The sequence below is a fragment of the Blastococcus sp. HT6-4 genome, assembly GCF_039679125.1.
GTDB classification, from domain to species: Bacteria; Actinomycetota; Actinomycetes; order Mycobacteriales; family Geodermatophilaceae; genus Blastococcus; species Blastococcus montanus.
Window position 1 is genome coordinate 1,180,742 of sequence record NZ_CP155551.1, and the last position, 12,816, is coordinate 1,193,557.

7 protein-coding genes and 1 tRNA gene are annotated in these 12,816 nt (G+C 71.4%); 7 read left to right on the forward strand and 1 reads right to left on the reverse strand.

The window, feature by feature from the left end; genetic code table 11:
* Positions 1–60 precede the first annotated feature (60 nt).
* From ABDB74_RS05825 to ABDB74_RS05855, 7 genes are all read left to right on the forward strand, one after another.
* Complete coding sequence (locus ABDB74_RS05825) at positions 61–1,224, forward strand: enediyne biosynthesis protein UnbU (RefSeq protein ID WP_346622472.1); 1,164 nt, start codon at positions 61–63, stop codon at positions 1,222–1,224.
* The gene (locus tag ABDB74_RS05830) at positions 1,221–6,734 is read left to right on the forward strand and encodes an SDR family NAD(P)-dependent oxidoreductase (RefSeq protein ID WP_346622473.1); all 5,514 of its coding nucleotides are present in this window, start codon (positions 1,221–1,223) and stop codon (positions 6,732–6,734) included. The genes ABDB74_RS05825 and ABDB74_RS05830 overlap by 4 nt, the downstream gene beginning before the upstream one ends.
* A gap of 50 nt (positions 6,735–6,784) precedes the next feature.
* Positions 6,785–7,168, forward strand: a complete 384-nt coding sequence (locus ABDB74_RS05835; protein ID WP_346622474.1) for an acyl-CoA thioesterase — start codon at positions 6,785–6,787, stop codon at positions 7,166–7,168.
* A 116-nt stretch (positions 7,169–7,284) separates the two neighbouring features.
* Positions 7,285–9,387 carry a VCBS repeat-containing protein gene (locus ABDB74_RS05840; protein WP_346622476.1) on the forward strand — a complete coding sequence of 701 codons (2,103 nt, stop codon included), beginning with the start codon at positions 7,285–7,287 and terminating at the stop codon, positions 9,385–9,387.
* A gap of 261 nt (positions 9,388–9,648) precedes the next feature.
* Positions 9,649–10,746: a permease gene (locus ABDB74_RS05845; RefSeq protein ID WP_346622477.1), complete on the forward strand. Its 1,098-nt coding sequence runs from the start codon at positions 9,649–9,651 to the stop codon at positions 10,744–10,746.
* A 201-nt stretch (positions 10,747–10,947) separates the two neighbouring features.
* Entirely contained in the window at positions 10,948–11,853 is a 906-nt protein-coding gene (locus ABDB74_RS05850; RefSeq protein WP_346622478.1) for an acyl-CoA dehydrogenase family protein, read from the forward strand.
* A 214-nt stretch (positions 11,854–12,067) separates the two neighbouring features.
* A complete protein-coding gene (locus ABDB74_RS05855) occupies positions 12,068–12,526 on the forward strand; it encodes a flavin reductase family protein (RefSeq protein WP_346622479.1) in 459 nt (152 codons plus the stop codon).
* A gap of 56 nt (positions 12,527–12,582) precedes the next feature.
* Here the strand turns inward: ABDB74_RS05855 and ABDB74_RS05860 are convergent.
* Positions 12,583–12,655: transfer RNA gene (locus ABDB74_RS05860), tRNA-Arg, on the reverse strand.
* Positions 12,656–12,816: the final 161 nt, after the last annotated feature.

The following is a 12,816-nucleotide window of genomic DNA, read 5'->3' on the forward strand; positions in this document are numbered from 1 at the left end:
CCGTCCCCGGTCGACCGCCGGGTCAAGGCCCTGAGGCGATTTGCTCTCTCGATCACGGCCTTGACCATCGCCGGCCACGCCATGCTCGGGTTCGAGCAGGCACCGTTGGTGCCGTTCGTGACCCTGGCGGTCAGCTACGCGACCGCGCTGCTGCTGGAGGCGCTCGACGCGTGGGCCCGCAGACGGCCGGCCGAGTTCCAGGGGCCGGGTCAGTTCCTCACCTTCCTCCTCCCCCCGCACATCACCGGACTCGCCTGCGGCCTGCTCCTCTACGGCAACGCGTCCCTGTGGCCGTACATCCTGGCCGTCGTCGTGGCGAACTCGTCGAAGTACGTGTTCAGATTCCGGGTCAACGGTCGGGTGAGGCACTTCCTGAACCCGACGAACACCGGGATCGTGGTGGTCCTCGTGGCGTTCCCGTGGGTCGGGATCGCGCCGCCCTACCACTTCACGAACGCGTCCACGGGCGTCATGGACTGGCTTCTTCCCATGGGCATCCTGGTCCTCGGGACGGTGCTCAACGTCCGGCTGACCGGTAAGGCGCCCCTCATCGTCGGCTGGCTGGCGGGGTTCGTGGCTCAGGCGGCCGTCCGGGCGGTGGTCTTCGACCACTCGTTCCTGGCGGCGCTCATGCCGATGACAGGAGTCGCGTTCATCCTCTTCACGAACTACATGATCACCGATCCGGGGACCACGCCGGTGAAGCGGCGCAACCAGGTGGTGTTCGGTGTGACGACGGCGGCGATCTACGGAGCGCTGGTGCTGTCGGGTGTGGCCTTCGGGCTCTTCTTCGCGCTCGTCATCACATGCGTCCTCCGCGGCGCCGTCCTCCTGCTCGCCCCGTACGCCCGGGCGTTGCCGGAGATCAAGAGCTTCCTGACCGGGCTGCGCGCGGCGCCGGGATCGTCCCCCGCCCCGGCCGGTTCCCCCGCCCCTGCGCCGTCGCCGGCACCTGCGCCGGTGCCGGCGCCGGTGCCGGAGAGGGTGCCGGTGGCGGCGGTGCCCGTTCCCGCGGCGGCGTCCGTCCCGGCGCCTGTCGTCGCGCCCGTGGGGGCGGGCTCGGAGCTCGGACCGACCCAGCGTGCCGGCGGCGGCCCGACCGACACCACGCACGTCATCGGACTGCGCATGGCCGTGCCGGGCACGCCGGTTCCCGCACGAAGGATCAATGGACACAGCAGTGGCCCGCGGCTCGCCGCATCCACCGAGGGAGACGTCACATGAACTCGCCCCGGATCGCCATCGTCGGCATGGCGTGCCGCTACCCAGGCGTCTCCAATCCGACCGAGCTGTGGCAGGACGTCCTGGCTCGCCGGAGGGCATTCCGCGACCTCCCGGAGGACCGCGTCTCGGCGCGGTACCGCGGGGGGGCGGACGAGCCGGACCGCGCCTACGTGCGCCGGGCGGCCGTGCTGCGGGACTGGGCGTTCGATCGCGAGCAGTTCAAGATTCCTGGTGGGCTGTACCGAGCGACCGACCAGGCGCACTGGCTGGCCCTCGAGACGGCCGCCGCCGCGTTGGCCGACACGGGCTACGAGAACGGTGTCGGGCTGTCCGGTGACGATGTCGGGGTCCTGCTCGGGAACTCCCTGACCGGGGAGTTCAGCCGCGCCTCCGTCATGCGCCTGCGCTGGCCTTTCGTGGCCGATGCCGCGGCGACGGCCCTGGAGGCCGGCGGCGTCGCACCGGAGGTGGCGGCGGATGTCCTCAAGCACATGGAACGGCGGTACAAGGAGCCGTTTCCGGTGCCGGGCACGGAGACGCTCACCGGCGCGCTGTCGAACACGATCGCCGGACGGGTCTGCAACTACTTCAACTTCCGGGGAACGGGTTACACCGTGGACGGCGCCTGCGCGTCCAGCCTGCTGGCCGTCATGACCGCCGGCAGAGCCCTCGTCGCAGGTGAACTGGACTTCGCTCTCGCCGGCGGGGTCGACATGTCCATCGACCCGTTCGAACTCGTCGGCTTCTCCAGGCTCGGTGCCCTTGCCCAGGACGAGATGCGCGTCTACGACGCGGCCCCGACCGGCTTCCTCCCCGGCGAGGGCTGCGGCGTGGTCGCCCTGATGCGGGCCGATGATGCCGAACGTGCGGGGCTCCGGATCTACGCCGAGATCATCGGATGGGGAACCTCCTCCGACGGCCAGGGCGGTCTGAGCCGGCCCACGTCCGGCGGTCAGGTCCTCGCGATGCGGCGGGCGTATGCGATGGCCGGCCTGGCCCCAGCTGCTCCCCAGTTGCTGGAGGGGCACGGGACGGGAACGCCGGTCGGGGACGCCACCGAGATCGAGGCGCTGCTGACGATTCGGGGGACCGTCACCGAGGGCGCCGCGGCGCTGGGCAGCGTGAAGGCGAACATCGGCCACACGAAGGCGGCCGCCGGCGTCGCCGGGCTGATCAAGGCCACCCTGGCGGTGCACCACGCCGTCATCCCTCCGGTCACGGGATGCGAACGGCCGCACCCCCTCCTGGACGGCGGGGCGTCGCTGCGCCTGCCCCTGACGGCCGAGGCATGGCAGGACCCCACCCGCTGGGCCGGCGTCTCGTCCATGGGCTTCGGTGGGATCAACGGGCACCTGGTGCTGAGATCGGCACCGGGCTCCGAGCCGTCGGCCGGCGGAACCATCACGCCCGCCCTCCGCCGGTGGGCCGGCGATCCCGGCGGTCCCGAGGTGCTCGTGGTCGCTGCCGGCAGCCGCAGCGACCTGGTACGGCGACTGCAGACGCTGCAGGCCGCCGCCCCTGCGCTCAGCGACGCAGAGGTGCGCGACGTCGCGGCCAGCATGTGGCACCAGGGTGAGGCGGACGGCCCCTGGCGGGCCGCGCTCGTGGTCGACTCTCCTGCCGAGCTGGCGCGTGCGGCTGCCGCCGCGGCGGAAGCCGCAGCCGACTGGGACGGTCACCTGTTCGTCGACCGGGCCCGGGGCGTCGCGCTGGGTGCCGATCGGTTCCGCACTCGTGTGGGGCTCATGTTCCCCGGTCAGGCGGCGCCCGTCCGTCCCCGTCTCGCCTGGTGGGCGGCCCCGGACGGGATGGCGGATCTCGTCGTGGACACCGGCGACCGTCCCACCACGGAGACCGACGCAGCGCAGCCCGCCATCCTGCGTCAGGAGGTGGCAGCGCTCCGGTGGCTGGAGGAGCTCGGGGTGACGGCGGTGGCCGCCGTGGGCCACAGCCTCGGGGAGATCGCGGCGCTGCACTGGGGTGGGGCACTCTCGGCCCGGGCGGCTGTCGAGCTGGCGGCCCGACGCGGTGAGGTCATGGCTCGCTACGGGACACCGGGCAGCACGATGGCGACCATCGCCGCATCCACCGACGAGGTGCGCCGGCTGGTCGACGGCCTCCCGGTGGTGGTCGCGGCGCACAACGCGCCCGCCCAGGTCGCCGTCGCGGGGGCGACGCCGGCGGTCGAGACCGCCGTGCACCGAGCCCGGGCTGCCGGCCGGAGGGCCACCGTGCTGCCTGTCTCGCACGGTTTCCACAGCCCCGCCATGCAGCCCGCGGTCGGACCGCTGCGGGCGGTGCTCGCCGACACGTGCTTGGCGGACCTGCGACGTCCGGTGATCTCCACCGTGACGGGCCGCGACCACGTCGGCACCGAGGTGGCGATGCGGACGGCGCTGGCCGACCAGCTGACCGCCCCGGTCCTGTTCGAGGAGGCCCTGGGCACGTTGGCGGACCGCTGCGACGTGCTGGTCGAGGCGGGGCCCGGCTCGATCCTGGCCGGGCTGGCCGCCGCCATCCGCCCCGACATCCCTGCGGTGTCCATCGACTGCGCCGGCTCCGCGAGGAGCCATGCGGAGACCATCGCCGTACTGGCAGCGGGCGCCGGAGCCGATCTGCGTGCGTGGTTCGCTGCGCGGCCGCACCGCAGCCTGCGCTGGGACGCCGTACCCCGGTTCGTCGCCAGCCCCTGCGAGGAGAGGGACGGCTGGGCCGATGCCGAGGCGCTGCCGCAGCCGGACGCTGACGAGTCGTCCCCGGGGCCGGCGGAGTCGGACGAGGCGCAGCCCGTGAGCGGGGACGTGGGCGCCATCGTCCGGCAGCGCCTGGCTGCAGCCCTGGAACTGCCGACGTCGGCGGTGCGGCCCGGTTGCTCGGTCCTGGGGGATCTCCACCTGAGTTCCCTCCAGGTGGTCCAGCTGGTCAACGGCATCGCCGCCGACATGGGCGTCCGGACGCCGGACGTGCCGATGATCGCCCAGGCGACCGTGGGCGATCTCGTGGTCCTCCTCGAGAACGCCCAGCCCGCGGGTGCGTCGGCCACCGTGGTCGGGGTCGACAACTGGGTACGCACGTTCGAGCACCGCTGGCTGCCGTTCCTCGCCGGCACCACGGACCGGACGCAGTGGCGCGTAGTGGCGCCGAGCGGCCACTGGGCCCGGAGCCTCGCTGCCGACGACGCGGACGGGTTGCTCATGGTCCTTCCCCGCGAGGCCGGGATCGACCGGGTCGCCGCGCTGATCGAGTGCGCGGCCGCCGGCCCGACGCGCGAAGTGCTGCTGATCCACGACGGTCACCCGGCCGCGGCCGGTCTCGCGCGGAGCGTCTGCACGGAGGTCGATCCGTGGACGACCACGGTGCTGCAGGTGCCGTCCCTGGCGCACCGCGTCGAGCCGCAGGATCTGGGGGACAAGGAGGGGCGGCGCTTCAAGGAGCTGCGCATGGGGGCCGACGGCCTCACCGAGGTCCTGGGCACGGTCCTGCGGCCGCTCGCAGCAGCTGGCCCGCAGGTGCTCCGCGCGGGCGACGTCTGCCTCGTCACCGGTGGGCCCCGAGGGATCACCGCGGCGTGCGCCCAGGCTCTCTCGGTCCGCACCGGATGCGTCCTCGTCTTCCTGGGACGAACGGACGCGGATGACGCCGGGATCGCCGACGCCATGGCGGAACTCCGCACGCAGACCGAAGCCCACTACGTGCGCTGCGACCTCACGGACACGGCTGCCGTCGGGGCGGCCATCGCGCGGGCGCGGGAGTTCGGCCCGGTGCGAGGGATCGTGCACGGAGCAGGCCTGAACACCCCCCGCCGGCTCGGCGAGATCTCGGCGGCATCCCTCGCCGGGACGATCGGCCCCAAGGTCGACGGGCTCGTGGCCCTGCTGGCCGAGGTCGGCGAGGACCTGGATCTCCTGGTCGGTTTCGGTTCGATCATCGGCAGGCAGGGCCTCGTCGGGCAGGCCGAGTACGCCATCGCCAACGACTGGCTGCGGGTCGTGCTCGAGGAATGGGCGCAGCAGCATCCGGCCTGCCGGACACATGCGCTCGAGTGGTCGGTGTGGGCCGACATCGGCATGGGAGCCCGGATGGATGTGCTGGACTCGCTGCGCAGCCAGGGGGTCGATCCCATCCCCGCCGAGCGCGGAGTGGCTGCGTTCCTCGACGTGCTGGACGACCCGGCGTGCCCCGTGACGTTGCTGGTGACGTCCAGGTTCCCCGCCAGCCACACGCTCACGATCCCGGCCTCGCCGGATCGGCTGCACCGTTTCGCCGAGCGCTCCGTCGTCGCTCTCGCGGGGGTGGAGGCGGTTCTGGATGCCGACGTGTCGTTCGGGACGGATCCCTACCTGGACGACCACCGGATCGACGGGGTCCCCGTCCTGCCGGCGGTCGTCGGTATGGAGGCCATGATGCAGGCCGCCGTCGCGGCGGGCGTCACGGCGCCGTCGGCCATGGCCGACGTGGTCTTCCGGTCGCCGATCACGGTGGACGAGCAGTCGGCGTTGACGCTCCGCACCGCAGCGCTCGTCGAGGGCAGCAGGACCCGCGTCGTCCTCCGCGACAGCGGCGACCGATTCGCGGAGAACCGCTTCCAGGGGGTGGTGATGCCGGCGGGCGCCGAGCCGGAGCCCTACGCACCCTCGATCGCCCCCGAGGCCGACGACTGCGCTCGCGCGCTCTACGGCCCCCTCTTCTTCCACGGTGAACGATTTCGCCGGCTGCTCCACGTCGAACGGCTGTCGACCTTCCGCCTGGAAGCCTGGATCGACGCGGTCGACACACCTGCGTGGTTCGCCCAGTACCACAGCAACGATCTGTTGCTGGGTGACCCGGGCGCCCACGACGCCACCATCCACGTGCTCATGACCTGCATCCCCCATCGCTGTGTCCTGCCCGAGTCCGCGGAGTCCTTCACGGTGTGGCACCGGCCTGCCGGACCGATGAAGGTCGTGGCGACGGAGACCGCGCACACGTCGCACGACTACGCCTTCGACGTGGACCTGGTGCGCCCCGATGGTCTCGTCGCCGCACGGTGGCGCGGCCTGCGGCTCCGCCGCATCGGTGACCGTGCCTGGCCGGAAGGACTCCCGGAGATGCTGGTCGCCCCGTGGGCGGCGCGACGGCTGGTCGAGAGCGGCGCCGCTCCCGGCGTCGAACTGGTCGGCCCGGTCTCCGCTCTGCGAGGGACGCGCGACGATCGGTCCGTGCCGGTCGCGGTGTGCGAGATGGGCGCCCCCGTCAGGCTCGACGACTCGGACCGCGCCGCCGCCGGCCAGTGGGCCGCGGCCGGCGGCGGCGACCCGCGGCGGGGAGAGGCACGTGTGGCCGTGGCTCGTGAGCTGCTCGGAGCGGTGCAGGACGACTCGGGCCGGCGTCTCGTCGGCGTGGATCTCCGGACACTCGCCGAAGACGTCGCAGTGGCCGATGTCGGGCCGGTCAGGGTCGTCTTCGCCGAGTGCCGCGTCGCCGGCCGTCCGGCCCCGCTCCTCGTCGGGGTGGCGGTGGACCGGGCATGAACGGGAACGGCGCGAGCCCGAGCAGAACCGGTTTCCGTCACCGCCACGTCGTGACGCTTGACGAGACGAATGCCGTCGGAAACGTCTACTTCGCCCATTACCTGCACTGGCAGGGGCATTGTCGCGAGATGTTCCTGGCGCAGCACGCCCCGGCGACGGCCGCGGCGATCGCCGCCGGTTCGCTGGCCATGGTGACGGTCAGCTGTTCGATGGACTACTACGTCGAATGCTATGCATTCGACGACGTCGAGGTGCTCATGACCCTTGGCAGCACGGCCGGTAACCGCGTCTCCATGCGTTTCGACTTCGGCCGGGGAGAGCAGCTCGTCGCTCGAGGTGCCCAGACCGTCGCCTGCATGAGTCGCCGGCCCGAAGGAGTCATGCCGGCACCCCTGCCGGCAGACCTGGTCACGGCCTTGGCCCGCTTCAGCTGATGGCTGCCATGGCACCCGCGCGTGCGGCAGACCAGCCCGGAACACCATCACGGAGGTGTGGAATGTCCCGTCGCCGCCGCACGTGGATCCGGGGGACCCGAGCCGGGGTGCCGCTCGTGACGATCGCCCTGATCACAGGGTGCGGTACGTCGACACCGGCCGGCACCGCCGGTGGGGGCGTCACCTTCCAGGAGGTCTCGCCCTGGATGGACACCCGTGACTACAGCCGGGTTCCCTCGCCGGAGCACGAGCGGAGGGTCGCCCATGCCGAGTCCGAGTCGGTCGGGATGCCCGACCTCATGACCGAGCCGGTGCACGACCGGGGAATCCCGGGCGTGGTCATCCGGGACTTCGACGGCGACGGGCACCTGGACATCTATGCCACGAACGGCCCCGGACGGGACAACAGCCTCTACCGCAACCGGCTGGGCGAGCTGGGGCGGCTTGCGTTCGTGGACGTCGGCGCCGGCGCAGGTGCCGGGCTCCGGGACGCCGACACCAACGGCGCCTGCTCGGGGGACGTCGACAACGATGGCGCCCCGGACCTCTACGTACTGGGTCGCAACCAGTCCAACCATCTGCTGGTGAACCGTGGCGACGGAACGTTCGACGACGTCACCGACCAGTCCGGCACCGGCGGGGGCGAGGCCAGCCACGTGAGCTGCACGATGGCCGACTTCGACGGCGACGGGCTGCTGGACATCGCGGTGGCGAACTCCTTCGACATGGTGGACGGCTCCCCGATCACGACCGTCCCGTTCGAGCGGAACCAGGCCGATCAACTGTTCCGCAACGAGGGCGACAACCGGTTCACCGATGTGAGCGAGAGCTCCGGCTTCGCCTACATCGACAACAGCCAGCAGGCCGGAGCGGCTCCGGTCGCGGGGATCACCTGGGCGATCGCAGCCGTGGACTACGACCGCGACGGGGATCCGGATCTCATCACGGGGACGGATCAGGGCATGCTCCCGCACGCCAAGAACGGCGGCATCGACCGCGGCTTCGTCCGCGTCTTCCGGAACAACGGCAGTGGTGCGTTCCGTGAGGTCACCCGGGAGCTGGGCCTGGCCGAACCAGGAGCGTGGATGGGATTGGCGATCGGCGACTTCAACGTCGACGGGCGGCTCGACCTCTTCGCGTCCAACTCTGGTGATTACATGCAGTTGAACATGCCGCCGGGCATGCAGGGGGAGCTCGGTGACATGTCGAGCCGCTGGTTCCTGCAGCGGGCTGACGGCACGTTCGCGGATCCGCGGCGATCGACCTTGCCCGTGCCCGCCGAGGACGGGGAGGACCCGACCCTCGGGGGACTGGGAGCCACGCCGTTCGGCTGGGGCGCCACCACCTTCGACTACGACAACGACGGCGCGACGGACATCCTGTTCCACGGCGGCATGGATCCCATGAGCTACGTGACCGCCGACAACCCCGGTGCCCTGCTCCGCAATCTCGGGCCCGATGCCCTGCGGGACGACTTCTTCCCGACCTTCGCCTTCGACGACGCCATCGCACGGTCCGGGACCGATCATCGCCGCCGTGTCGTCACCGGAGTGGCCAGCGGCGATCTCGACGAGAACGGGTTCGTCGACGTCGTCACGGTGGCACAAGGCCGCAGCACCGGCCCGCTCCACTCGTACGCCCGTGGGCTGGGGTCGCCGTTCGACGACGGCGCTGCCTACCTCACGACATACCGGCCGGTCGAGGGGAGCGGCGGGATGCAGCTCACACCGACCGACAGCAGGACGGTCCCCGGCGACCTCTCGGTCGAGCTGAACAGAGGCAACGCTCACGGCTCGGCGACCGTCACCGTGATGGGCACCGTCGGTCTCACCGAGACGGGACGGGTCAACCGTGACGGAGTCGGGGCCGTCGTGGCATTCACGCCGCGGGACGGGGAGACCGTGCTGCGCCCGGTCATCGCAGGTGCCAGCTTCGCGTCGCAGGACTCACTCCGCGGCACGTTCGGCATGGGAGCGGCTGCCGTCGCGACGGTGACGGTGGACTGGCCCGGTGGGGTGCGGAACGTGCTGTACGACGTGCGGCCCGGAGAACGCATCGTGTTCCCCGAGATCCCGTGCCCGCTCGAATTGCGGCCCGACCTCTACACCGGGTGCGTCGGGGAGTCCCTGGATGCGTTGGTCGGGTCCGGGCACCTGGTGCCGGCCCAGGCCGACCGCTTTCTGCGGAGCGCGATGCGGGCCAGGTCCGACAATGGCTGAACGTGCGTCCTGAGCGACGGAGTCGGTCAGTTCCCGGATCCGTGACCCGGCCGCATCGCCTTCTGTCCTGAGGTGGGACGGCTCGATTTCCGGGTCCCGCATTCTTCCGGTCGTTGCCGTGGTCGCGGCAGAATCGATCACCGCTCCTGCAGGTCGGCGACCCACAGTCGACGAGGAATGGCTGCGCGTGCGACGTGGCGCCGTTCAGGGGCGAATTCTGATCGGCTTTCGCATCGACCTTCCGGTCGATATTTTCGCCCCATGTCCGACGTCATCGCGTTGCCTGAGTCGCGTCCTGCACGCCGGACCGCGGTCGCTGGGGTCCTGATCGCGGTGGCCCTGTTCGCGGCCGGTCTGCTCTGGTCGAAGTGGTTGCCCTATGGCGCCAAGCTGGGCGAGCTGGGGGCGAGCAACACGTGGGTCGGCTCCAGCATCCTCACCGTCGGCGGGGTCCAGCCCGGAGATGCTCCGAGTTGGAACGCTGCGACCACGTTCGCGTGGACCTACGGGCAGGCTGTCTGGAAGGCACTGCTCACGGCGTTGGTCATCGCTGCCGCGGTCCAGGCGCTGGTGCCGCGAGCGTGGCTGCTGCGGGTACTGAACCGGCGCACACAGCTGGGTGCTGCGGCGGTGGGTGGTCTGGTCAGCGCGCCGTCGATGATGTGTACCTGCTGCAGCGCGCCGGTAGCGGTGACGTTGCGCCGCAGCGGGGTCTCGACCGCCGCGGCGGTGGCCTACTGGCTGGGCAATCCACTGCTGAACCCGGCGGTGCTGGCCTTCCTGGTGCTCGTGGCGCCGTGGCAGTGGGCCTCGACGCGTCTGGTGGTCGCATTGTTCGTGGTCATCGGTGGCGCCGCCGTGGTCGGGTGGCTGGTCGAGGGCCGACGGGTCCCCACCGCGGACGTGCCGGAGGTTCTGCGGCTCTCCGCCGCCGAGAATCCGGTGGACGACGCCTGGCTGGTCGGGGCTCCGGCACGGTTCGGACGCGCACTGCTGAAGCTCGGGATCGTGCTCGTACCCGAGTACCTCGTGGTGGTGTTCCTCCTGGGCGCCTTCCGCGGCTGGCTCTTCCAGGTGGATGCGCTCGGTGCCGGTCTGTTCGCGATCGTCGTGGCCGCGATCATCGGGACGCTGATGGTGATACCCACCGCCGGTGAGATCCCGATCCTGCACGGATTGGTGTTGGCAGGGTTGGCGGCAGGGCCGGTCGGGGCGCTCCTGGTGACACTGCCTGCGGTGAGCATCCCGGGGATCGCGATGGTCGCCCGGGCGTTCGGGTGGCGGGCGACTCTTGCCACGACGGCTGTGGTGGTGGCCGGCGGCATCGCCGCGGCCGGCATGCTCGTCGGCCTGGCCTAGAGGTCGTTGTCGCCGAAGTTGACGCGACGTGAGAGGAACTGGACGGCGATGTGGACGTGGCAGGACCGTGACGAAATGCTCGTCTGGTACGCCGGTGAAGCCGCGCGCATCGACCGAGGTGAGGGCGACGTGCGGCAGGGGCTCGCACTGCTCGGCGCGCATGGCCTCTTGCGGTCCGGGGCCGCCCCCCGCTCGACTGACATGAAGCAGCTGCTGACGCTCATCGAGGACGTCGCCGGGGAGTGCCTCAGCTCCGCCTTCTCGCTGTGGTCCCAGACCGCGGTCATCGACTACTGGGAACACGCCTCGTCCGAGACGTGCACCGAGGTTCTCGACGGACTCCGCGACGGAACCGTGCCCGGGGCTACTGCGATGGCGCCGGCGCTCGGCCAGCTGTGCGGGCTGGGTGACGTCCCGCTCGTCGCCCATCGCGACGGGCACAGCCTGTCGGTGAGTGGGCACGTGGCCTGGGCGTCGCACCTCTGGGACGGCGCGGTGGTGGTGGCGCCCGTACGAGTGCCGGAGGAGGGCGCCGCGGAGCGGTGGGTCATCGCCTTCCGGGTGGGGGCGCCCGGCGTGACTCTGCATCCGGCCCCCTCGCTGCTCGCCCTCAACGGCACCGGCTCCTCGTCGTTGACGCTCGCCGACGTGGTGGTCCATGTCGACCGGATCCTCAGCACGGACATGGCCGGATTCGTCTCGGAGGTGCGCCCCCGGCTCCTGCTGGCGCAGTCGGCGATGTGTGCCGGCCTGGCGCGCCGATCGGTCAACGAGGCGCGTGCCCGGACGGCGGTCTGGGACAGCCCGCTGCGGACGGTGGCGGACGCGCGGCTTGCCGACGTCGCGGCGGTCGCTGACGGGGTGCTCCACCGGTTGGACGATTGGTCGGACCGCAGTGCGGAGATCGAGATCGCGGCGCTGATGCAGCTGCGGCTGGACGCCGCGGCTGTCGCCGCCCGGGCGACGGACCTGGAAGTCCTCGTGTCCGGAGGCGCAGGCTTCCTCAGCACGTCCGCGACCAGTCGGCGACTGCGCGAGGCCGCCTTCCTGCCGATACAGGCGCCGACCGAGCTGCAGCTGCTCCGCCAGCTGTCGGCCAGTGGCTGACCATGCCGCCGGCGATCTCCGTGGGTGGACCGCAATGGTCGGAGGACGTGCAGGGCGCTTCGACGCCGGGTGATCGGGTCGTCGCCCTCTGCCCGTGTGATGGCGACCGCTCTCGAAGGACTGACAGGACTACGGATCAGAGGGAAGAGGGCGGCCGAGAATGGGAAGTCCCACGACGTCGACGGAGCTGAATGCAGCGACGTTCCGACGGGCGATGGCATCGGTGCCGACGGGTGTAGCGCTCCTGACGTGCGGCGAAGGCTCAGAAGCTGACGCGATGACCGTGAACTGCTTCGTTTCGGTTTCGCTCGATCCCCTGCTCGTCATGGTCGGGGTGGGTGCCGCCGGACGCATGCGTCAGCGCATCGAGGCAGCCGGCGGCTATGCGATCAACGTGCTGACCGATGCGCAGAGCCAGCTCCCGGTGCGGTTCAGCCGACGGGACAGGCCGGTCGGGAACCCGGCGATGGCAGAACTCGCCGCGATCCCGGGCCACACCGGGCATCCGGTGCTTCCGGCGGCGTTGTGCGCCATGGAGTGCTCGCTCGAGGCGGTCTATCCAGCGGGTGATCACGTCCTGCTGCTCGGGCGGGTCCTGGCCATTCGCAGCGGGCCGGACGGATGCATGCCGCTCCTGTTCCACCGCAGTCGGTACGGACGGGTGGCTCACTGAGCTGTGGTCGGGGCGAGCCTGCTCGCTGGAGGTTCCGCAGGTCAGACCGCCACGAGCGCGCCCGGCAGGGATCGAACCTGCGACCAAGTGCTTAGAAGGCACCTGCTCTATCCGCTGAGCTACGGGCGCTCGTGCCTCGATCATCGCATCGCCGGGGCGGCAGGTGCCGGACCCGGGCCCCCGTCGTCCACAGGATGATCCGGCTTCCACAGATCACGGATCGGCCCGCCCACCGGCGGCCGCGGCGGTCAGGGTCGACGGCACACCGGCACCGCGCCGGCCGCGCCGGA

Bases quoted from the DNA above. Each gene is read 5' to 3' on its own strand.
- ABDB74_RS05855 (WP_346622479.1), top strand. From the start codon at position 12,068: ATGGCATCGGTGCCGACGGGTGTAGCGCTCCTGACGTGCGGCGAAGGC.
- ABDB74_RS05845 (WP_346622477.1), top strand. From the start codon at position 9,649: ATGTCCGACGTCATCGCGTTGCCTGAGTCGCGTCCTGCACGCCGGACC.
- ABDB74_RS05850 (WP_346622478.1), top strand. From the start codon at position 10,948: ATGAAGCAGCTGCTGACGCTCATCGAGGACGTCGCCGGGGAGTGCCTC.
- ABDB74_RS05830 (WP_346622473.1), top strand. From the start codon at position 1,221: ATGAACTCGCCCCGGATCGCCATCGTCGGCATGGCGTGCCGCTACCCA.